The sequence below is a fragment of the Citrobacter sp. RHBSTW-00887 genome (assembly GCF_013728095.1).
Taxonomy (GTDB): Bacteria; Pseudomonadota; Gammaproteobacteria; order Enterobacterales; family Enterobacteriaceae; genus Citrobacter; species Citrobacter braakii.
Genome location: NZ_CP056267.1, coordinates 143,339 through 165,725 on the forward strand (window position 1 = coordinate 143,339; position 22,387 = coordinate 165,725).

A 22,387-nucleotide genomic window follows, 5' to 3' on the forward strand; every position below is an offset into this window, starting at 1 on the left:
ACATGACTCTGATGTCGCGGATCGGGTATGTCTGGCGACGCGATGCGGATATTAATGCATGAATATTGCTTTTTGTTTGTACAAATATTTTCCCTATGGCGGGTTACAGCGTGATTTCTTGCGGGTAGCGCTTACGGTTGCTGCTCGTGGTCATCATGTCCAGGTGTTTACCCAGTCATGGCAGGGCGAGCGTCCGGAAGGACTGGAAATTATACTCGTCCCCGTCACATCCAGAACGAATCATGGGAAAAACGAGCAATATTATCAGTGGGTTCAGGCTTATTTAAGTCAGCATCCCGTCGATCGTGTCGTCGGGTTTAACAAAATGCCTGGGTTGGATGTGTATTACGCAGCCGACGTTTGCTACGCGGAGAAAGTTGCCCGTGAGAAAGGCTTTTTCTACAAGTTGACGCGTCGGTACCGGCATTACGCTGCATTTGAAAAAGCCGCATTTCAGCAAGGTGCTGGCACCATGCTGTTGATGTTAACCGATAAACAAATTGGTGACTTCAAACATCATTACCAAACTGAGAGCCAGCGTTTTCGTATTCTGCCACCAGGCATCTACCCTGACAGAAAGTATAGTCAGCAACCTGAAAACAGCAGGCAGATTGTCAGAGAAAAAAACGGTATTGGTTTCGATCAGTTCCTGCTCCTGCAGGTGGGTTCTGATTTCAAACGTAAAGGCGTGCCAAGAACATTACAGGCATTGGCTTCGCTACCTGAGGTTATACGTCACCGTACGCGATTGATGGTTGTTGGTCAGGATAAGGCCGATCGTTACCGTTCTCTGGCTTGTCAATTGGGTATCGAAGAACAAGTACAGTTCTTCTCGGGGCGAGATGATGTCGCTGAATTGATGTCTGCTGCTGATTTATTGCTTCATCCTGCTGTTCAGGAAGCTGCTGGTATTGTCTTGTTGGAGGCAGTAGTCGCCGGGCTGCCAGTATTAACTACAGAAGTATGCGGCTATGCGGGTTATATTAATGCCGCCCGATGCGGAGTCGTGATTCCTGAACCTTTTGAGCAGGTAAATCTGAATACAGCACTTTTCGATGCGCTGCAAAATAATGAGCAGAGAAGTCGTTGGGCCGAGAATGCTCGGCATTTTGCTGATACAGAAGATCTCTACAGCCTGGCGGATAAGGCTGCTGATATCATTTTAGGCCTTGATAATGATTGAGTTAAAAGAACCATTTGCCACGCAATGGCAAGGAAAAGACCCGTTTACGGAAGTTACAAAGCTGGATGGGGAAGTTTTTCGCGCGCTGGAAACACGGCGTACCCTGCGTTTTGAGATGATGGGTAAGGGTTATTTTCTTAAATATCATCATGGAACCACACTTAAAGAAGTGGTGAAAAACCTTATTTCTTTACGTATGCCAGTACTGGGTGCAGATCGGGAGTGGCTGGCAATTCATCGCTTACAAGAACTCAATGTTGACACAATGACTGGTGTTGCATTTGGGCAGAAAGGACTGAATCCGTTAGCGCGAACCTCATTTATCATCACTGAAGATCTCTCTCCTGCCATCAGTCTTGAAGATTTTTGTGCAAGGTGGGGAGTTGAGCGTCCTGATTTTGTATTAAAACGGACCATTATTACCCGCGTGGCTGAAATGGTGGGTAAAATGCATCGGGGCGGAGTAAATCATCGGGATTGCTATATTTGCCATTTCCTACTCCAACAGCCAATGCCGGCAGATGTTGCGGATATCAAACTCTCTGTGATTGATTTGCATCGTGCACAAATACGTCAGCATGTACCGCGACGCTGGCGGGATAAGGATTTGATCGGACTCTATTTCTCTTCACTGGAGATCGGTTTGACGTCCAGAGATATCTACCGTTTTTTACGTGTCTATTTTTCGATGCCACTGCGCGAAATCTTTCGTCAGGAAGTCCGGTTGTTTGAACAGGCTGTCACAAAAGCGCAAAAAATAAGACAAAGAACAATAAGAAAAGCGCTATAAATACCATATGAAGTTTGAGGCTATTTTATTATGAACATTGATTTCCAGAAGCTAATCATTCAAAAACACGTTATCGACAGCTCTGCGCATGAGAAGACTAAAAAACTAAGTGTTGCGTATGGTGTCGATCGTAATTTTTTATTTGGATCCGGCATTTCTATGACCTCAGTATTAGTGAATAATCCTGATATTGATATTCACTTTTATATAGCAACAGACTATATAGATGATGATTATCTGGAGAGCGTAAAACGCCTGACACAAATGTACAGTACGACGGTGACTGTTCTTGTGTTCGATAATGCGGCATTTCGTGAGTTGCCGAGTACGAAAGCATGGACTTATGCAATGTATTATCGTTATTTCGCATTTGAATATTTAAGTACCGAGTTAAATTCTGTACTGTATCTTGATGCTGATGTCATTTGCAAAGGTTCTCTACGCGAACTTACCGAGGTTAATTTCTGTGGGGAATATGCTGCTGTTATCAATGATATTGATGAAGTGCGTATTAAGTCCGGTAACAGGCTTGGTATTCCTGAACTGAGTAACGGTTATTTTAATTCTGGTGTGGTATTTGCGAATCTTGGAGTTTGGCGTGAACAGCAGTTGTTGACGAAGGCATTTTCTATCTTAGATAAACGCCAAAAGGAACTTCTGTATTTTGATCAGGATGTTCTAAATATATTATTTGTCGGTAATGTGATTTTCCTGAGACGGGATTTTAACTGCATTTATGGTGTGGATCAGGAACTAAAAAATAAAAACGATAAAATTTACCAGGATTATATTACAGATGATACTGTTTTAATACATTATGTCGGTGTCACTAAGCCATGGCATACTTGGGCAAAATATCCGGTGGCTAAATTCTTCATCGACGCATATAAAAAATCTGCATGGGCGGGAAAGTCTTTATTAAATGCAAACACTGCAAAATTGTATAAGCGCAAATCCCGGCATGAAAGAGTGCAGCGTAAATATATCCGCTCGGTACTTAGTCATGTTATGTATATAAAGAACAAACTACATAATGCACGGTCTCATTAGTTAATAGAAGTGCAAATAATTTCCAGATAGCATATTAAAAAGGTGTAGTACATGAATTTTGATTGTAATCAGTCTATTAAAGACCTCATTGAGGTTTTTGGGGCTCCAGAGACTCAAACCCCACAACTCAATATTGCATGGGGGGTTGATCAAAACTTTATGTTTGGAGCGGCAGTTTCGATGTCGTCCGTTTTACTACATAACAAAGATATCAGCATACATTTTCATCTTTTTACTGATTATCTTGATTCAGATTACCGCAAAAGATTAGAAAAACTAGCAAAGCAGTTTTCGACCAATATAACTGTATATGTGATGGATGCAGAAGGATTAAAGATCCTTCCGTGTGGGAATGCATGGTCACATGCGACTTACTTTAGATTTATCGCGTTTGAGTATCTTAGCGAAAATATTGATAATCTTCTCTATATTGACGCTGATGTTGTATGTAAAGGGTCACTTGTTGAGTTAACACAAATTACCCTGGAAAATCATGTTGCAGCGGTTATTCAGGATGTTGAATATAGTCGGGTGTATGCCGCGCAGAGGCTTAATACTCCGGAATTTAACGAACAATACTTCAATGCTGGTGTTATATATGCAAATTTAAAGGAATGGAAAAAACAAAAGTTCTTTGCTAAAGCATTTTCGATCCTCCTGGATAAGACCAGGAAATTCGCTTTTCTGGATCAGGATGTCTTAAATATAATGTTTTTTGGGAAGACGATTTTTTTACCAAGAATTTATGATGCAATTTACGGAATTAAACAAGAACTTAAAAGTAAGGACACATCAAGTTATAAAGAATATATAACTGATGATACGATCCTTATCCATTATGTTGGCGTAACTAAACCCTGGAATTCATGGGCAAATTACCCTTCAGCACAGTTTTTTGTTGATGCCTGGAAAGCTTCACCTTGGACGGATGTTCCATTGCTGCCAGCTAGAACGCCAAAACAGTATAAAAAGAAATCACGTCATGAAAGATTACAAGGGAAGTATTTCAACTCGATAATTAGCTATATTGGTTATTTGCGGGAAAAGTTAAAGAGTAAGTAAAAAAAACTCCCGTAAGGGAGTTTTTTATTAACGTAATTTAGTCTTAAGGTATTTCATATACCATTTGAGTGAAGCGTAGTAATTTCCCTTTTTGGCTTCCTGGCGCGAGTAAACCCGGTAATCAGTAGGCCTCATACGCGGAGCGTAAGAGCGCATTTCAGCGTCTCGCCATGGTGTGAAGTGATGGTAGAAAAGAAAAAGTTGCTGTGAAAGCCCAGTATGTTCTTTATACCAAGGTTTTCTTCCACCAGTGAAATGAATGATGCGAGGCAAGATATCTTTTTGATAAAAAAAGGTGTCTTTTTGCTGATCTGTGAACCAGTTAAATAAGAAATTCCATCGTTTATCAATAAACTTAACGTTGCCGTCAATTGCGATATTCAGAGCATCTTGGTCAAAATAAGGCAAGGATTTACCTTGTTCAAATAACACTGTATTTGCTTTATTTTCAATATCAAACTTGATCCAATTTTCAATGTTAATATATAAAAAGCCAGCATTAAAATAATGATCAGTACTAAGGCCCAAGCGTTTAGCATTTTTTGTATCATGAATATCGAGGGAGTCGTGGCTGACTGCGCAAATGACGTTGCTGATATCAATGCTGTTAATATCATTGAGCTTATCAAAACATAGTGTATCAGCATCTAAATAGATAAAATGCTCTATTTTATCTTTTAGTAAGCGCGGTACGGCCAGACGCATATAGGTAGAGCGGTTTAGGTGTTTGATTGCAAAGTCATTATTATACTTTTCAATCTCTTCTTTATCGATATTGATAACCTGAATTTTATCACTGGTTGAACGTAGTTTATTGATTTCTTCGTCAGTAACATCATAGACAAAGACGAAAAATGACAGGTCTTGCTCTGGGTTGTTCATTATGACCGACATAATGGACACTGCTACATATTCCAGATAATTGGCATCTGTACAGTAAGCAATATTAATAACGTTATTTTTGCTGTCCATTTATGCTTTCTCATTACCTTTAACATTGTCACTATCATGAAGTACCGTATCGATAGCGTCAATCACGACCTGTTCCGGAATCCAAGTTAGATATTTTTTTGACCGATCGAGTTCATCTCGCGAAGGCATCGGATGGTACTCGCCAGCCCAAATCAATACGGCTTTATCAGACCACGGCTTCCATTGTCGGTAATTGGTGGCGCCAAACAGGCATACCTGCGGTGTCCTTAGCGCTGCGGCCATATGCATAGGTGCAGAATCGACACCAATGTACAAAACAGCATGGTCAATCAACGCGGCCAGTTGCAGAAAGGTCGTTTTACCTGCCAGCGTCAGGTCAGGAGACGATTGACACAGTGCAGCAATACGCTGGACCTGTTGCTGCTCACTCAATGCAGGCCCACAGGTAAGGTAAACATGTAAACCACGCTGATGCAGATGGTCTATAACATGAGCGAATTTCTCATCATCCCACCATTTAAACTCTTGTCTGGCAGTGGGTTGAATAACGACATATTTTTGCGCAGGCAGTGTAGGCAACAGAGATACCAGATGTTGATAATCCTCCTGAAGATAACTCAGTGACATCTCTTTCTTGAGTTCTGCTTCGCTAAACCCAATGCCTTTTAGAATAGATAGGTTTTGTTCAACAATATGCGTCCCAACGGATGGCGTTACTCGCGTAAAAAGTCGGTTCCACTGCTCTTTATCGCGCTTAAAGGCAATTGAAGGAAGGCGTAAAGAGGCGATAAGTGCTCCAATTGGCCATTGTTCTGTGAGGTTAATAATCAAGTCATAGTGATTTTTCTTCAGTTGTTGACGCACTGAAAGATAATTTTTTACTGTTGCCAACAGGCCTTGTTTTTTCTCAATGAGATAAAAATTATTGATATCTTTATGGGCGGCCAGAATTGCTTTGGTATCTTTATAGAGGAGCAGATCGATCTTAGCCTGTGGATAACGAGCCCGAATGCTGGCAATGACGGGCGTGATTAACAGAACATCCCCATAAAACTTGAGCTTGCAAATAAGCACATGGTCAATTTTTTCAAACATGTTAAATTCCTTTTCGAAAAAATAAGCTCTTGCAAGCAGATAATACCTTATATCTCATTTCTGAAATGGAGCGGTCAATATGGGGATATTTCATCTTAAGAAGTATTTTTTTATTAACAATTTTTGTGTCACAGGATGCAAGCGCATTATGAATATCATTCAGCATACTTTCACTATAACGATAATAACCTTTTTTCTTGCGTAATAGTTTGCGTCCTTCCAGAAAACAGTTGATGATCATTAGTGTGGCAACAGTACGTTTTGCGTTATTTTTATTTATATAATTATACATTTTCCGCATAGCAAAAAAGATACTGTCCGCATCGCTATCAATAATATTCTCGGTAATGCTCTTATCATTTAACCGGTAAAAATATAGTTTATTCTCAATCTTTAATATTTTATGGCATTTAAAGTATTGGAAAGGGCAGAAAATCATGTCTTCATACCGACGATGTTCTTCGAATCGATCGTTACCAATAACGTTACGATGGAAGATTTTTGTCATGAGATGCCATTGTCCTGCCCGGAATATTGGAAGTAGAGGGGTAAAATCATCATCCGATAATATAATTTCATGCTGATTAATATCATTTTTTATACCAGATGAATTCTGATACAGATTGTTCATATCTCTGGTCAGATTAAATTCGAGAATATCATATTTTTCGTCTCTCAATTTAGGGAGAAGGATAGTGAAATAATCTATGCAGACAATATCGTCACTGTCAATAAACCCAATATATTTCCCTGTCGCATGGGTAAGGCCAACGTTACGAGTGATTGCAACGCCTTGATTTTTTTGGCTGATATACTTAACGTTGTGGCATTTCTGCTCACGATAAAATGCCTTGATACGTTCTTCAGTTAAATCTGTTGAGCCATCATTAACAATTATTATCTCCACATCATCAGTGATGCTCTGATGGATCGACGCCAACGTCGCCGTGATGAGTTCAGCATTATTGTATGTAGGTATAATAATGCTCAGTAAATAACCTGAAGCGCTATTCATAGCATGATTCTCTCGTTGGATTCGAGCTCAGCACTGCTGCAATACATAACGCCAGCATGCTGCTCAAGGCTTCACCTTTGGCATACAATAATAAATCACTCAAGCCATAGATAGCGATAGCGCCTGAGATGACGAACAATAGAGGACTACGTTGCCAGTAAGCTCTTAAAAACATAGCGGTATAGAGCAAGAGTAGCACAATAACCCCAGAGATGCCCTTTAGCGAAAAGGTATCAATAATTTCGTTATGCAAATGTACGTTAATGAACTCAAGCGCCCCTTGTAGGGAAGTATCCTGGACGGCAAGTCGCTGAATTTCCGCCCCACGTTGTTCAAGTGACTGCCCCCAGTGATGACCTTTCCCAGCTTCAATTCCTGCCCGTTGCATCGCAAGTCGCGCACCAATAGAGGTATTGCTGTTGTTTTGATTATAAGAGTGCAGATCGATCAGGAAGTTCTGGTAGCGGCTTTCAATGACTGGTTTTAAGGGGATCGCAGCAATCCCGACCAGTATTACAAAACCCAGTAGCGCCCTTAACAGTATGTTGTAGTTGTGGCGGTAGTGGATGAAAAATAGTCCGATACTCAGGAGCGGATATACCAAAATCGCAGCCCGAGTTTGTGTGGTGATGATGACCGCCAGTGAGATCAAAAAATGTAACAAGTACAGTGAAACCGTATGTCTCAGGCGCAGATTAATGATCGCTTGCGAGGCTAATAATGCAATTAGTGTCAGAGAGTAAGCCGTGCCGGTTTGATGTTCAAAACCAAGAGCAACGCGGTATCTTAAAGGGTTTTGTGCTCCACTAAGTTGATAACCCGCGAAAAGATACAAACCGATTGCCGTAAGAATCACCCAGATACTGGTCAAGCGGATTTTATTAGCACTTGGTGCTTGTGATGTTAGTATGGTCATCACCAGCGCGGCAAAAATCATCACTTTGCCACTGTTCTGGTATGAACGGTAGGCGCCGGTAAAAGCTGAACCCGGTTGTTTAAATATTTCTACCCATATAATCTGGAGTAACCCGAAGAGCAGCAACATAAAAGGCAAAACCAGGTTTTGTTTGTTACTGCACACATGCTTTATGTTTTTTCCTATAAGCGGCAGAGACAGAGCTGTGGAGAAAATAAATACCTTCAGCGCTTCATCTGGATTGACCAGCACCATCGCAAGGGTTGCCAGGATCCCGGCATAAAATAAGAAGTATATAAAATCGAATGGATTGTTTTTTATACTACAAATAAAGCGAGAAAACATGTGTTGGCGAAGCATGGTTCATCTCTTAAAGTTAAAGCAAATTATTATCAACCAGCGATACGTTGACTAAGCTAGCGTCCAGATCCTGCAATTTTCCGGAATGGCTCAGCTGTGTGTATTGATTCTTCCCATACCCACCAATCAATCCTGGGTCCGTTGGACCGTACAACGTAATATTAGGGCGATCCAGCGCAGCGGTTAAATGACTCAGGCCTGTATCAACCGACACCACAAATTTTGCCCCCGCCAGTACGCGAGCGACCTCTCCCAAAGTCATCCGTGGAAGAACATCAACATAAGAAAAACCATTTGCCAGCCTACGGGCTCGTGCTTCTTCATGAGGAGCACCCCATGGCAGTTTAATACGTATGCCAGCGTTATTTAACAGGCCAATTAGCTCCCGCCAGTTGGCTTCTGGCCAGTGCTTATCATCACGCGTTGTGGCATGCAGAAATACGGCATACTGGCCCGCATCAGCATTACGTTCTTTCAGAAAATGCTGAGCGATAGCGTAATCACCCTGCGACCGGGGCCTGGAATATCCCAGACTTCTGGCGAACAATTCACGCGTACGTTCTACCGCGTGCTGCTGTTTGGCAATGTGATGTTTGCGATTATAAAACAGGCTCGCCAATGGTTCGCGCGCCGTGCTCCAGTCCATACCATGCTTGATGCCACGTGCCAGACGCGTAACCAACGCCGCGCTTTTAACCAGACCCTGCGCATCAATTATCGCGTCATACTGATGTAAACGCACCGCATCACGAAAGGCTTTACGCTCGGCTTTAATCGGCGCTGAAAACCAGGCTTTACGCCAGCGGCGGATCGCCACTGGAATAACCCGGTCAACGGCTGCATGCCAGGATGGGATCTGCGCGAAGCCTTCTTCCACTACCCAATCAAATTGAATATCCGGCATGACCTGCTGCGCATCGGTTAATGCCGGTAACGTATGCAGTACATCGCCCATAGACGATGTTTTAACGATCAATACCCGCATCCGTCAGGCTTCCTCTTGTAACAACAGGTCGTTAAGTTCTTCCAGCACGCGCTGGGGTGTGATGTCAATCAGGCTCTGATGATAGCCTTCTGCTGCATCTCCCTTGCGTACTTTGTGATAGCCCGTAATCAAGCGAATTACGCGCGCCTTGTGTGAAAGCGGCGGAGTAAAATCCGGGCTGCTGGGGCCATACAACGCTACCAGAGGTCGATTCAACGCTGCGGCAACGTGCATTAATCCAGAGTCGTTGGTGACCACCGCTTTGCAGGCGGCGAGAAGAATGACGGCCTGCTCCAGCTGTGTTTCGCCCGCCAGATTACGGCACCAAGGCTGCTGATCAACGCTCAGAGTCGCCAGGATCTCATTTCCGGCTTCATGGTCTTTTGCAGAGCCAAAAAGCACAATCTGATGGCCTTCATCGATCAGCTGCTTCGCCAGATCTGCGTAGTGGTAATGTGGCCAGCGTTTCGCTGGACCAAATTCCGCTCCAGGGCAAAAGCCAATGATGGGGCGTTCGGCAGAAAGGGAAAACTGGCGACAGGTCAGGGACTTTTCACCTTCGCTTACCTGCAACTGCGGCCATAGCAGAGGCTGCGGCAAATCTTTAGCTGACAGCATTACGCCTTTATCATAGGCCAGGGCTACATAGCGTTCGACCATCAGCGGCCAGGCATCTTTATCCAGCACGCGCGCATCGTTTAGCAGGCCGTAGCGCATTTCACCACGCCAACCGGTACGATGGGGAATGCCAGCAAAGAACGGCACCAGAGCGGATTTAAACGAGTTAGGCAGCACATAGGCGCGGTCATAGCGTTTTTCACGCAGGCTATGGCCGAGTTTACGCCGCTCGCCGATCTCCAGCGCGCCGTGTCCCAGCGGCATGGCGATAGCTTCGTTAACTTCAGGCATGCGCGACAATAACGGACGGCACCATGCAGGTGCCATCACGTCGATTATCGCCTGGGGATAGCGCGCCTTAAGCGTGCGATAGAGACTTTGCGACATCATCATGTCGCCCACCCAGGACGGGCCTACCACCAAAATTTTCATACTTACGCGTCGCGGTTCAGCCAGGCCATATATTCCGTTACACCTTCAGCAACGGTTTTAAACGGCTTGTCATAGCCCGCAGCGCGCAGATTAGTTAGATCGGCCTGGGTAAACGCCTGATAGCGACCTTTCAGTTTTTCCGGGAATGGGATGTACTCAATGCTGCCTTTTTTGTGGTACGCAAGCGTTGCATCGGCAACAGCCTGGAAAGATTCCGCACGACCGGTACCAAGGTTAAAGATGCCGGAAATCCCGTTTTCCAGGAACCACAGGTTCACCGCAGCCACATCGCCTACGTAAACGAAATCACGCTTGAAGTTTTCACTACCTTCGAACAGTTTTGGTGTTTCGCCATTGTTGAGCTGGGTGTTGAGGTGGAAAGCGACGCTCGCCATGCTGCCTTTATGGCCTTCACGCGGTCCGTAGACGTTGAAATAGCGGAAGCCAACAATCTGAGAATTGGCTTCTGGCAGGATCTGACGAACGTACTCGTCGAACAGGAATTTTGAGTAGCCGTAAACGTTCAGCGGTTTCTCATATTCACGGGATTCGATGAAATCAGAAGTACGACCGCCGTAGGTGGCGGCAGAGGACGCATACAGGAACGGAATTTCACGCTCCAGGCAGTAGTGCAACAGCTCTTTGGAGTATTGATAGTTGTTATCCATCATATACTTGCCGTCCCACTCGGTAGTGGAGGAGCATGCGCCTTCGTGGAAAATCGCTTCGATATCGCCGAAATCTTCTCCGGCCATAATCTGGATCAGGAAGTCTTCCTTGTCCATGTAGTCAGCAATATTCAGATCCACCAGGTTAACAAACTTGGTGCCATCTTTAAGGTTGTCCACCACCAGGATGTCGGTGATGCCTTTATCATTCAATGACTTGACGATATTGCTGCCGATAAAGCCCGCGCCGCCGGTAACGATGATCATAAATGTAACCTTCGAATTTTGGAGTCAGAGACAATCTCAGACACGAATACTTTCTATCATATCACTACATGGCTCTGGCTTCAGCCATTCACCGATAAGCCGTACGGGTACACGTGATTTATGCTTCATTTTGAAGAAGTGATGATGCGTCATCTCGTATCAGCGTATAGCTTTGGGTAATATGTGCTGAAATTTGCCCAGTCTGGAGAATTGAAATGCGTGGGGATTTTTACAAACAGTTAACGAACGATCTCGAAACCGCACGTGCGGAAGGATTGTTTAAAGAAGAGCGCATTATTACGTCTGCCCAGCAGGCGGATATCACCGTGGCGGACGGAAGCCACGTTATTAACTTTTGTGCGAACAACTATCTGGGGCTGGCTAACCACCCGGAACTGATTGCAGCTGCAAAAGCAGGTATGGATTCTCACGGATTTGGTATGGCTTCGGTCCGCTTTATTTGCGGTACCCAGGACAGCCATAAGCAACTTGAGCAAAAACTGGCGGCATTCCTCGGTATGGAAGATGCCATCCTTTACTCTTCCTGCTTTGACGCCAACGGCGGCCTGTTTGAAACGCTGCTGGGCGCAGAAGATGCGATTATTTCAGATGCGCTCAACCACGCTTCTATCATTGACGGTGTTCGCTTGTGTAAAGCAAAGCGTTTCCGTTACGCCAACAACGACATGGTCGAGCTGGAAGCGCGCCTGAAAGAAGCGCGTGAAGCGGGAGCCCGTCATATCCTGATCGCCACCGATGGCGTGTTCTCTATGGATGGTGTGATCGCTAACCTGAAAGGCGTTTGTGACCTGGCGGATAAATACGACGCGCTGGTCATGGTTGATGATTCCCATGCTGTCGGCTTTGTCGGCGAAAATGGTCGTGGCTCACATGAATACTGTGACGTGATGGGGCGTGTGGACATCATCACTGGTACGCTGGGTAAAGCGCTCGGCGGCGCATCTGGCGGTTATACCGCAGCGCGCAAAGAGGTTGTTGAGTGGCTGCGTCAGCGTTCCCGTCCGTATCTGTTCTCCAACTCATTGGCTCCTGCAATTGTTTCTGCCTCCATTAAAGTGCTGGAGATGGTCGAAGCAGGCAGCGAGCTGCGCGATCGCCTGTGGGCGAACGCACGTCAGTTCCGCGAGCAAATGTCTGCCGCAGGCTTTACGTTAGCGGGAGCGGATCACGCAATTATCCCGGTCATGTTGGGGGATGCGGTAGTGGCGCAAGAGTTCGCCCGCGAGCTGCAAAAAGAGGGGATTTACGTTACTGGATTCTTCTATCCAGTGGTTCCAAAAGGTCAGGCGCGTATTCGTACCCAGATGTCTGCGGCGCATACCCCTGAGCAGATTACGCGTGCTGTTGAGGCGTTCACACGCATTGGTAAACAACTGGGCGTTATTGCCTGAGGATGTGAAATGAAAGCGTTATCCAAACTGAAAGCGGAAGAGGGCATTTGGATGACCGACGTTCCTGAACCGGAAGTCGGCCATAACGATTTGCTGATTAAAATCCGTAAAACAGCCATCTGCGGGACTGACGTTCACATTTATAACTGGGATGAATGGTCGCAAAAAACCATCCCGGTACCGATGGTCGTTGGACATGAATATGTCGGCGAAGTTGTTGGCATCGGCCAGGAAGTTAAAGGCTTTAAAATCGGCGATCGCGTTTCAGGCGAAGGTCATATCACCTGCGGGCATTGCCGTAACTGCCGCGGTGGACGTACTCACCTGTGCCGCAATACGACCGGTGTTGGCGTAAACCGTCCTGGCTGCTTTGCAGAGTACCTGGTGATCCCGGCATTTAACGCGTTTAAAATTCCGGACAACATCTCTGACGACCTGGCGTCTATCTTCGATCCGTTCGGTAATGCGGTGCATACGGCGCTGTCGTTCGATCTGGTTGGGGAAGATGTGCTGGTTTCCGGCGCGGGTCCAATCGGTATTATGGCGGCAGCGGTTGCCAGGCACGTTGGCGCACGCCACGTGGTGATTACCGATGTTAATGAGTATCGCCTTGAACTGGCGCGTAAAATGGGCATCACTCGCGCGGTCAACGTGTCGAAAGAGAGTCTGACCGACGTGATGGCTGAACTGGGCATGACCGAAGGGTTTGATGTCGGTCTGGAGATGTCCGGCGCGCCGCCAGCGTTTCGCGCCATGCTGGACACCATGAACCACGGTGGCCGTATTGCTATGCTGGGTATTCCACCATCAGACATGTCCATCGACTGGACTAAAGTTATCTTTAAAGGATTGTTTATTAAAGGTATCTACGGTCGTGAGATGTTTGAGACTTGGTACAAGATGGCCGCATTGATTCAGTCTGGTCTGGATTTGTCGCCGATCATCACCCATCGATTCTCCATAGATGAATTCCAGCAGGGCTTTGACGCGATGCGCTCGGGCCAGTCAGGGAAAGTGATCCTGAGCTGGGATTAACCCTATCCAATCAGTAGATTCTGCGTATGTCCCTGGGTGTTGATTATCATTACCATCCGGGGCTTTTTTATGCTTGCACGCTCGCTCCTGCCTGGCGCATTTTCTGCTAAAGAATTAATAATTTTTTCTGAAAATCTACCGCTTAATATGCTAAAAAGTGCCGATAACTCTATTGTTTGGCTGGATTTGATATGACCTATATCCCTGGTCTCCTGAGCGTCATTATGCCACTTTACAACACGGGTGAACCGTTCATTGCGTGTATGGATTCGCTGATTGCGCAAACCTGGAAGAACCTGGAGATCATCATTGTTAATGATGGTTCTACGGATAACTCAGCGGACCTTGCTCAGTCTTATGCGGATCGTTACCCGCACGTTCACCTGTTGCACCAGCCCAATGGAGGGGTATCCGCGGCGCGCAATACCGGTATGGAAGTTGCCAGGGGGGAGTACATCGCGTACGTAGACGGCGATGATATTGCCTATCCGGAAATGTATGAGACGCTGATGACTATGGCGCTGAAGGATAATCTGGATGTTGCGCAGTGCAACGCTGATTGGTGTATTGCGGAGACAGGCCACACCTGGGCATCCATTCCTACCAATCGAATTCGTTCTACCGGCGTGATGACCGGGCCAGACTGGTTACGCAAAGCGTTAGCCAGTCGCCGTTGGCGGCACGTTGTCTGGATGGGCGTTTACCGCCATCAGACCATCCGCGACGCAGGACTGACCTTCCTGTCCGGTCTGCACCACCAGGATATTATCTGGACGACAGAGTTTATGTTTAATGCGAAACGCGCGCGTTACACGGAAGTGCCGTTGTATAAATACTTCCTGCACGGCGCGTCCGTCAGCCGCCTGCCACGCACCGGGCTGAAAAATCTCGCCTATCAACGCCACTATATCAAAATTACCCGTCTGCTGGATAAGATGAATCACGACTATGCTGGACGCATTCCAATTTATCCGGAGTTCAAACAGCAGGTGATTTACGAAGCGCTACGCGTTTGTCATTGCATACGTAAAGAGCCGGACGAGAAAATCCGCCAACGGATGATTGCTGAAGTATTCGTATCGGGTATGTTTAAGCGCATGGTGAGCAATATCTGCAGCGTTAAGCTGGGATATCAGGTGCTATTGTGGGCCATACGCTTTAGTCAGTGGCGCGATAAATCACTGACGCCGCGCCGCCTGGCCCATTTAACGCTGGATATTAAAGAGTAATTATTGCCAGCCCTGCCATTGCAGGCGCATGTACTGCACCAGCGTGCTTTGGGTGATGCTTTCACTGAGCACGCTGAAGAAGCGGCTGGCGTAAACCGGCTCTAACGGCTGCTTCGGTTTGCATAATCTCACCCCGCGGAAAGGATTACGTGGCGCATCAGGTTTACCATTCTTCGGCGGTGTAAGGTTTGGTCTGGAGGTGTCTACCTGTGGTTCATTGAGCAGGCTGCTTGGGCGAACCAGCGTAATGTCCGCAGGCAGGTTATAAAGCATCTGCTGCAGGACGCGAACCGTCGAAGGGTGAGGATGCCCAATGGCAATTGCTGAACCGTTGCGGCGCGCAAGCTCAACGGCACGATTAAACTGACGGCGAATATCGGCTTCGTTTTGCGTGTCATCCAGGAAGACTTTGCGTTTGATAACCTTCACGCCGGTTCCTGATGCTGCGCGCATTGCCTGACTGTTGCCGATGGTCATACTGTCCAGGAAGTAGAGATCGTAGCGTTCCAGCGCCTGCATCACCTTCTGCATGCCGAACAGGCTGGAGGTCATCGCGCTGCCCATATGGTTGTTCAGCCCGACCGCATTCGGTACTTTGCTTACCGCGTCGCGAATAATCCGCTCAATCTCTTCGCTGCTCATTTCCGGGCGCAAAGTATCTTTCTCTAACGGCTGTTTGCTCAGCGGCGCCATCGGCAGATGGATTAAAACTTCATGCCCGCTGTTATGCGCTTTAATCGCCATTTCACGCGCGTGTGGGGCATTAGGCAGAACGGCAACGGAGAGGGTGGAAGGCATCGCCAGAACCTGATTTTCGGTGTGTGGACGATAGCCGAAATCATCAATAACGATGGCGAGTTTGCCAGCAAAAACAGGTGTTGCGAAGGCCAGCACGCTGGCGAGAGAGAATAATAGACGACGAAATTGAGGCAAAACTTATCTTCCCAACCACGGCTGTGGATTGACCGCCTGACCCTGGCGACGAATTTCGAAATAGAGTGCCGGCCTGCCCTGTCCGCCGCTGCTACCCACAAGTGCAATAGGCTGCCCGGCGCGAACCTGCGTACCGACGCTGACCAGCGCGCTCTGGTTATAACCGTAAAGGCTCATATCGCCTTTACCGTGCTCAACGACGACCACCAGACCGTAGCCCTGCAACCAGTCCGCCAGAATGACGCGACCATCGGCAATGGCTTTAACTTCGGTGCCTTCGGATGCGCCAATAACCATCCCCTTCCAACGTAGCTCACCTTGCAACTGTTCGCCATAACGATGTAGCGTTGGGCCACGAACGGGCCAGAATGCCTGGCCGCGTGGGGAACCTAAACCGCCGGTACGGGACATCAGTGATTTTTCGCTTTCGGTTGGCTTGTAGGTTGAGCCTTTCCGTGACGCATCCTTCTGTTTGTCACGTACGGCCTGCGCCTCGCGAGCTTCACGTTCCGCGCGTGCTTTGGCTGCGGCTTCGGCACGAGCAATGCTGTTGCGCAGGCGTGATTCGTTGGCGCGCATTTCGCCCAGTTGCTGCTGACCCTGCTGAATCGATGACTCCAGACCCGAGAGCGTCTTCTTGCGTTCATTACGCGCCTGCTCCAGCTTAGCCTGCTGAGCGCGCTGTTCGTACAGCAACGTCTGCTGTTCGCTCTGCTTATCTTCCAGCTCGGCTTTTTGCGAGTCGACTTCTTCGCGGGTTTGTTTCAACTGCGCGATGGTTTCCTGCCGCGCCTGGTTCAGATAGCCGAAATAGGCCTGCAAGCGTTGCCCGCGCTGGCTCTCTTCCCCGCTCAGAATGAGCTGAATACCGGTGTGTTCGCCCTGGCGAAACGCTGCGTCAAGTTGGGCTGCCAGGCTACGCTCTTGCGCAGCCCGCTGTTTTTCCAGCTTCGCGAGGGCGGCATTCATTTCAGTGATTTGCGCATTCAGCTGCGCCAGCGAGTTTTGCGTTTCGCGTAGTTGCCTGGCGGCAACGGCGATGGCCTGTTCCTGAGCTTTAAGTTGAGCGAGGAGAGTGGAGCGTTGTTGTTGTTGTTGGCGTACCGCGCGTTCTTTTGCCGCGATATCAGCCTGAATAGATTTGAGCTGATCGCGCTCGTCCGCGTGGGCGGAAAAGGCGCACAGCAATACGCCAGCGCTAAGCGCGCTGGCGTAGAACAAGGGCCTGACTGAAAGCTTTCGCAGTTTCACGGCCCAAGTGATGGTATTAATCGCCTTTCCCCTCATGGGGAGGGATTATTCCACGATGAACAGCGGCTTACCAGTCATCTCTTGCGGGATTTCCATACCCATCAGCGTCAGCATCGTCGGGGCGATATCAGAAAGTTTGCCGCCTTCAACTGCTTTGACGTTTTTACCACCGACATAAATCAGCGGAACGGGCAGGTTGGTGTGTGCTGTATGCGCCTGACCGGTGGACGGATCGCGCATTTGCTCTGCGTTACCGTGGTCCGCGGTGATCAGCAGTTGGCCGCCAACGGATTCAACCGCTTTAGTCACCTGCTCAACGCAGTGATCCAGCGCTTCAACCGCTTTAACCGCAGCTTCCATCACCCCGGTGTGACCAACCATGTCGCCGTTCGGGTAGTTACAAATGATGGTGTCGTATTTTCCGCTCTGAATCGCAGCAACCAGCTTCTCGGTCAGCTCAGCAGAGCTCATTTCCGGCTGCAGATCGTAGGTCGCGACTTTCGGCGAGTTGATCAGGATGCGATCTTCGCCTTTGAACGGTTCTTCTACGCCGCCGTTAAAGAAGAAGGTCACGTGGGCATATTTTTCAGTTTCGGAAATACGCAGCTGCGTTTTGTCATTCTTCGCCATCCACTCGCCAAGGGTGTTGGCCAGAGACGCTGGTGGGTAAGCAACAGCAGTTTTGATGTCGGCTGCGTATTCGGTCAGCATCACAAAGTTGAGGTTAACGACTTTCTTACGGGCGAAGCCGTCGAAGTCAGCGTTAACAAACGCACGGGTGATTTCACGCGCACGGTCAGCACGGAAGTTCATGAAAATCAGCGTATCGCCGTCTTCCATGGCGGCTTCAGCCTGGCCTTCAGCACGGATCACGGTCGCTTTCACGAATTCGTCGTTTTCGTCGCGGGCATAAGCAGCCTGCAGGCCTTCAACAGCCGTAGAGAACTGGAACTCGCCTTTTGCCAGCGTCATCAGGTCATAAGCCTGTTCAACGCGATCCCAACGGTTGTCGCGGTCCATGGCGTAGTAACGACCGATGATGGACGCTACGCGGCCTTTGCCCAGCGCGGCAAATTTCTCTTCGAATTTCTGCAGCGAATGTTCAGCGCTGCGCGGCGGGGTATCACGGCCATCAAGGAAAGCGTGCAGATAGATTTTCTCAGCACCGCGTTCAGCTGCCATTTCGACCATCGCCATGATGTGATCTTCGTGGCTGTGAACGCCGCCAGCAGAGAGCAGGCCCATGATGTGAACCGCTTTGCCGCTATTTTTTGCCTGGTCGACCGCATCGGTCAGCACTGGGTTAGCGAAGAAAGTCCGTTCTTTAATTTCAACATCCAGACGGGTCAGGTCCTGATACACGATGCGGCCCGCGCCCAGGTTGACATGACCCACTTCGGAGTTGCCCATCTGGCGATCGGGCAGGCCGACTTCCAGGCCAGAGGCATCAATCAGGGTATGCGGACGTTTTGCCCACAGAGCATCCATTACCGGGGTTTTGGCATTAAAGATGGCGTTATCCTGGCTGTCTTCACGATAGCCATAGCCATCCAGAATCACCAGTACCATAGGTTTTTTAGAAACCGACATTGCGACAACCTCACACTCAATAGACAAAAATAATTGCGTAATTTTACTACAGCTGAATCGATAAAATAGCCCCAGAAGATCAAATAATCGACCAGAGCGTGTCGCAGAGGGCGCGGATTTACGTTTTTTTTTCCGTAGCGCCCCGCAAAAATGCAATCCAATGCACGCTCTGGCTGTATTTGCGCCAACGCGCAGGTATACTCCTTTCCTGGTTTTTTAATCACTAAGTCGGGAGTTGTTACCCCCCATGCAAGAAATTATGCAATTTGTTAGTCGCCACCCTGTATTGAGTATCGCCTGGATTGCGTTACTGGCGGCTGTATTATTTACCACGTTTAAGAGCCTGACTTCGAAAGTGAAGGTAATTACGCGCGGAGAAGCCACTCGTCTTATCAACAAAGAAGATGCGGTGATTGTGGATTTACGTCAGCGCGACGACTTCCGCAAAGGCCATATCGCGGGCTCCACGAACCTGCTGCCGAGCGAAATCAAAGCCAACAATTTTGGCGAGCTGGAAAAACACAAAAACAAACCTGTTATTGTGGTTGATGGCTCTGGTATGCAGTGCCAGGATTCAGCAACTGCGCTGATTAAAGCCGGTTTTGAGCAGGTATCTGTACTGAAAGACGGCGTAGCGGGCTGGAGTGGCGAGAATCTGCCACTGGTTCGCGGCAAGTAATTTACCCGTCTTCTATCATGCCTCAGGGTAAAAGAACACTGGAGATAAGTCATGGCCAATATTGAGATCTATACCAAAGCGACCTGCCCGTTTTGCCATCGCGCAAAGGCGCTGTTGAACAGCAAGGGTGTGAGTTTCCAGGAACTTCCGATTGACGGCGATGCCGTGAAGCGTGAAGAGATGATCAAGCGCAGTGGCCGTACAACGGTTCCGCAGATTTTTATTGATGCACAGCACATTGGTGGTTGTGACGACTTGTATGCGTTGGATGCACGTGGTGGACTGGATCCACTGCTGCGTTAAGGCGTACCGAAGTATTTAAAGGACAACACTAAAGGGTTTTCTCAACATGTCAGAACAAAATAACACTGAAATGGCTTTCCAGATCCAACGTATTTATACCAAGGATGTGTCTTTCGAAGCGCCAAATGCACCACATGTTTTCCAGAAAGATTGGCAGCCAGAGGTTAAACTGGATCTTGATACCGCATCTACCCAACTGGCAGATGATGTGTATGAAGTAGTGCTGCGTGTCACCGTAACGGCTTCTCTGGGTGAAGAAACTGCGTTCCTGTGTGAAGTTCAGCAGGGCGGTATTTTCTCCATCAGTGGTATTGAAGGGACTCAGATGGCGCATTGCCTTGGTGCATACTGCCCGAACATTCTGTTCCCGTATGCCCGCGAATGCATCACCAGCCTGGTTTCCCGCGGTACATTCCCGCAACTGAACCTTGCGCCGGTCAACTTTGATGCGCTGTTCATGAACTATTTACAGCAGCAGGCTGGCGAAGGTACTGAAGAACATCAGGATGCCTGATGAACCAAAGTAATGCTTCAATGACTGTGATTGGTGCCGGCTCGTACGGCACCGCTCTTGCCATCACCCTGGCAAGAAATGGCCATCAGGTTGTCCTGTGGGGCCATGATCCGAAACATATCGCGACCCTCGAGCACGATCGCTGCAACGTCGCGTTCCTCCCTGATGTGCCTTTTCCCGAAACGCTGCGCCTGGAAAGTGATTTAGCCACTGCGCTGGCCGCCAGTCGTAATATTCTGGTGGTGGTGCCTAGCCACGTCTTTGGCGAAGTGCTGCGCAACATCAAACCGCTGATGCGTCCTGACGCGCGTCTGGTCTGGGCGACAAAGGGTCTGGAAGCGGAAACGGGACGCCTGCTGCAGGACGTCGCGCGTGAAGCGCTGGGGAATTCTATTCCACTGGCGGTTATCTCCGGTCCGACGTTCGCCAAAGAGCTGGCGGCGGGCATGCCGACGGCGATTTCTCTGGCCTCGACGGACGACACCTTTGCTGACGATCTCCAGCAGTTGCTGCACTGCGGCAAGAGCTTCCGCGTTTACAGCAATCCGGATTTCATTGGCGTGCAGCTTGGCGGCGCGGTGAAAAACGTCATTGCGATTGGCGCGGGGATGTCTGACGGCATCGGTTTCGGCGCGAATGCGCGAACCGCATTGATCACCCGTGGACTGACCGAAATGTCTCGTCTTGGCGCGGCGCTGGGTGCCGATCCTGCCACCTTTATGGGGATGGCGGGTTTAGGCGATCTGGTGCTGACCTGTACCGACAACCAGTCGCGAAACCGTCGTTTTGGCATGATGCTCGGCCAGGGGATGGACGTGCAGGGGGCGCAGGATAAGATTGGTCAGGTGGTTGAAGGCTACCGCAATACGAAAGAAGTTCGTGAATTGGCGCACCGTTTTGGTGTTGAGATGCCAATAACCGAGGAAATTTATCAAGTATTGTATTGCGGAAAAAACGCGCGCGAGGCAGCATTGACGTTATTAGGCCGTGCACGCAGGGACGAGCTGAGTCGCCACTAGCTGTAAGGAACTGTTGAATATAACGACCCGACCCGCGAAGAACGGGTCGGTCGTTTTGCTACCTTCTGGAGTACGCAATGCCGTGTGAAGAACTGGATATCGTCTGGAAAAACATTAAAGCGGAAGCCCGGGCACTGGCGGAATGTGAACCAATGCTGGCCAGTTTTTACCACGCAACGCTGCTCAAGCATGAAAACCTCGGCAGTGCGCTGAGCTATATGCTGGCGAATAAACTCGCTTCTCCGATCATGCCCGCCATTGCCATTCGCGAAGTCGTGGAAGAGGCCTACGCGGCCGATCCTGAAATGATTGCCTCAGCGGCCTGTGATATTCAGGCGGTACGCACGCGTGATCCAGCTGTCGATAAATATTCCACCCCACTTCTGTATCTGAAGGGCTTTCATGCGCTTCAGGCCTACCGTATCGGTCACTGGCTGTGGCATCAGGGGCGTCAGGCGCTGGCGATCTTCCTGCAAAATCAGGTGTCAGTTAGCTTCCAGGTAGACATTCACCCGGCGGCAAAAATTGGCCGTGGGATTATGCTCGATCACGCCACCGGTATTGTGGTCGGTGAAACTGCCGTGATTGAAAACGACGTCTCTATTTTGCAATCCGTCACGCTGGGCGGGACCGGTAAAGCCGGCGGTGACCGCCATCCGAAAATTCGTGAAGGCGTGATGATTGGCGCGGGAGCAAAAATTCTCGGCAACATTGAAGTCGGGCGCGGCGCGAAGATTGGCGCAGGTTCCGTCGTTTTACAGCCGGTACCCCCGCATACCACTGCAGCAGGCGTTCCGGCACGCATCGTCGGTAAGCCTGACAGCGATAAGCCGTCCATGGATATGGATCAGCATTTCAACGGGATACATCATACTTTTGAGTATGGAGATGGTATCTGATTTCGAGCTATCTTACCTGGCAGATTGAACCTGAGCTGTGCTCGTCATCCTCACGTATTGCGTGTACGCTCCGGTGACTGTGCGCAGTCCGTGTTCAATCTGTCTGCGCCGATAACGCTCGAAATGAATTTCATCAAATTAATGTAGGT

Annotated in this window: 22 protein-coding genes; 12 read left to right on the forward strand and 10 right to left on the reverse strand. The window is 48.5% G+C overall.

Going from position 1 to position 22,387, the window contains the following annotated elements:
• Nucleotides 1-58: 58 nt before the first annotated feature.
• From HV314_RS00670 to HV314_RS00685, 4 genes are read left to right on the forward strand one after another with little or no spacing between them, the layout of a single operon-like run.
• Nucleotides 59-1,183, forward strand: coding sequence for a glycosyltransferase family 4 protein (locus tag HV314_RS00670; protein WP_046275763.1), 1,125 nt, complete (start codon nt 59-61; stop codon nt 1,181-1,183).
• Nucleotides 1,176-1,973, forward strand: a complete 798-nt coding sequence (gene rfaP, locus HV314_RS00675; protein WP_080859275.1) for a lipopolysaccharide core heptose(I) kinase RfaP — start codon at nt 1,176-1,178, stop codon at nt 1,971-1,973. The genes HV314_RS00670 and rfaP overlap by 8 nt, the downstream gene beginning before the upstream one ends.
• 30 nt (nt 1,974-2,003) lie before the next feature.
• On the forward strand, nt 2,004-3,023 hold the full coding sequence (locus tag HV314_RS00680) for a glycosyltransferase family 8 protein (protein ID WP_181547078.1): 1,020 nt from the start codon (nt 2,004-2,006) through the stop codon (nt 3,021-3,023).
• Between the two features lie 51 nt (nt 3,024-3,074).
• Nucleotides 3,075-4,085 carry a glycosyltransferase family 8 protein gene (locus HV314_RS00685; RefSeq protein WP_181547080.1) on the forward strand — a complete coding sequence of 337 codons (1,011 nt, stop codon included), beginning with the start codon at nt 3,075-3,077 and terminating at the stop codon, nt 4,083-4,085.
• A gap of 27 nt (nt 4,086-4,112) precedes the next feature.
• Here HV314_RS00685 and HV314_RS00690 read toward each other — a convergent pair whose 3' ends face one another.
• The 7 genes from HV314_RS00690 to rfaD are packed head-to-tail and all read right to left on the reverse strand — an operon-like array spanning nt 4,113 to nt 11,374.
• The gene (locus HV314_RS00690) at nt 4,113-5,057 is read right to left on the reverse strand and encodes a glycosyltransferase family 8 protein (protein WP_181546673.1); all 945 of its coding nucleotides are present in this window, start codon (nt 5,055-5,057) and stop codon (nt 4,113-4,115) included.
• Nucleotides 5,058-6,113 (reverse strand): lipopolysaccharide core heptosyltransferase RfaQ, encoded by a 1,056-nt coding sequence (gene rfaQ / locus HV314_RS00695; protein ID WP_181547082.1) that lies wholly within the window; start codon nt 6,111-6,113, stop codon nt 5,058-5,060.
• Between the two features lies 1 nt (nt 6,114).
• Nucleotides 6,115-7,128: a glycosyltransferase family 2 protein gene (locus HV314_RS00700; RefSeq protein ID WP_151222224.1), complete on the reverse strand. Its 1,014-nt coding sequence runs from the start codon at nt 7,126-7,128 to the stop codon at nt 6,115-6,117.
• A complete protein-coding gene (locus HV314_RS00705; protein WP_181547084.1) occupies nt 7,121-8,404 on the reverse strand; it encodes an O-antigen ligase family protein in 1,284 nt (427 codons plus the stop codon). Before HV314_RS00705 ends, HV314_RS00700 begins: the two co-directional genes overlap by 8 nt.
• Before the next feature lie 16 nt (nt 8,405-8,420).
• Entirely contained in the window at nt 8,421-9,389 is a 969-nt protein-coding gene (gene rfaC / locus HV314_RS00710; RefSeq protein ID WP_181547086.1) for a lipopolysaccharide heptosyltransferase RfaC, read from the reverse strand.
• 3 nt (nt 9,390-9,392) lie between these two features.
• Nucleotides 9,393-10,439, reverse strand: coding sequence for an ADP-heptose--LPS heptosyltransferase RfaF (rfaF, locus tag HV314_RS00715; protein WP_046275755.1), 1,047 nt, complete (start codon nt 10,437-10,439; stop codon nt 9,393-9,395).
• 2 nt (nt 10,440-10,441) lie between these two features.
• Nucleotides 10,442-11,374: an ADP-glyceromanno-heptose 6-epimerase gene (gene rfaD, locus HV314_RS00720; protein ID WP_181547088.1), complete on the reverse strand. Its 933-nt coding sequence runs from the start codon at nt 11,372-11,374 to the stop codon at nt 10,442-10,444.
• A 215-nt stretch (nt 11,375-11,589) separates the two neighbouring features.
• On the opposite strand from rfaD, the gene kbl reads away from it, so the two are divergent.
• From kbl to HV314_RS00735, 3 genes are all read left to right on the forward strand, one after another.
• Entirely contained in the window at nt 11,590-12,786 is a 1,197-nt protein-coding gene (gene kbl / locus HV314_RS00725) for a glycine C-acetyltransferase (protein WP_046275754.1), read from the forward strand.
• A gap of 9 nt (nt 12,787-12,795) precedes the next feature.
• A complete protein-coding gene (gene tdh, locus HV314_RS00730; protein ID WP_016154972.1) occupies nt 12,796-13,821 on the forward strand; it encodes an L-threonine 3-dehydrogenase in 1,026 nt (341 codons plus the stop codon).
• 191 nt (nt 13,822-14,012) lie between these two features.
• On the forward strand, nt 14,013-15,050 hold the full coding sequence (locus tag HV314_RS00735; RefSeq protein ID WP_181546679.1) for a glycosyltransferase: 1,038 nt from the start codon (nt 14,013-14,015) through the stop codon (nt 15,048-15,050).
• On the opposite strand, the gene HV314_RS00740 is transcribed toward HV314_RS00735, so the two are convergent.
• The 3 genes from HV314_RS00740 to gpmM are packed head-to-tail and all read right to left on the reverse strand — an operon-like array spanning nt 15,051 to nt 18,824.
• Nucleotides 15,051-15,983 (reverse strand): divergent polysaccharide deacetylase family protein, encoded by a 933-nt coding sequence (locus HV314_RS00740; protein WP_181547090.1) that lies wholly within the window; start codon nt 15,981-15,983, stop codon nt 15,051-15,053.
• 3 nt (nt 15,984-15,986) lie between these two features.
• Nucleotides 15,987-17,246, reverse strand: coding sequence for a murein hydrolase activator EnvC (gene envC, locus HV314_RS00745; protein ID WP_231390992.1), 1,260 nt, complete (start codon nt 17,244-17,246; stop codon nt 15,987-15,989).
• A gap of 33 nt (nt 17,247-17,279) precedes the next feature.
• The gene (gene gpmM / locus HV314_RS00750) at nt 17,280-18,824 is read right to left on the reverse strand and encodes a 2,3-bisphosphoglycerate-independent phosphoglycerate mutase (RefSeq protein WP_019078057.1); all 1,545 of its coding nucleotides are present in this window, start codon (nt 18,822-18,824) and stop codon (nt 17,280-17,282) included.
• Between the two features lie 247 nt (nt 18,825-19,071).
• Here gpmM and HV314_RS00755 point away from each other — a divergent pair, with 247 nt between their 5' ends.
• The 5 genes from HV314_RS00755 to cysE all read left to right on the forward strand — a co-directional run bounded on the left by HV314_RS00755 (nt 19,072) and on the right by cysE (nt 22,238).
• Nucleotides 19,072-19,503 carry a rhodanese-like domain-containing protein gene (locus tag HV314_RS00755; RefSeq protein WP_005120473.1) on the forward strand — a complete coding sequence of 144 codons (432 nt, stop codon included), beginning with the start codon at nt 19,072-19,074 and terminating at the stop codon, nt 19,501-19,503.
• Nucleotides 19,504-19,554: 51 nt separating this feature from the next.
• Complete coding sequence (gene grxC, locus HV314_RS00760; protein ID WP_003024152.1) at nt 19,555-19,806, forward strand: glutaredoxin 3; 252 nt, start codon at nt 19,555-19,557, stop codon at nt 19,804-19,806.
• 46 nt (nt 19,807-19,852) lie between these two features.
• Nucleotides 19,853-20,320 carry a protein-export chaperone SecB gene (secB, locus tag HV314_RS00765; RefSeq protein WP_003024155.1) on the forward strand — a complete coding sequence of 156 codons (468 nt, stop codon included), beginning with the start codon at nt 19,853-19,855 and terminating at the stop codon, nt 20,318-20,320.
• Nucleotides 20,320-21,339, forward strand: coding sequence for an NAD(P)H-dependent glycerol-3-phosphate dehydrogenase (gene gpsA, locus HV314_RS00770; RefSeq protein WP_016154966.1), 1,020 nt, complete (start codon nt 20,320-20,322; stop codon nt 21,337-21,339). Before secB ends, gpsA begins: the two co-directional genes overlap by 1 nt.
• Before the next feature lie 77 nt (nt 21,340-21,416).
• Nucleotides 21,417-22,238: a serine O-acetyltransferase gene (gene cysE, locus HV314_RS00775; RefSeq protein ID WP_016154965.1), complete on the forward strand. Its 822-nt coding sequence runs from the start codon at nt 21,417-21,419 to the stop codon at nt 22,236-22,238.
• The last annotated feature ends 149 nt before the right edge of the window (nt 22,239-22,387 follow it).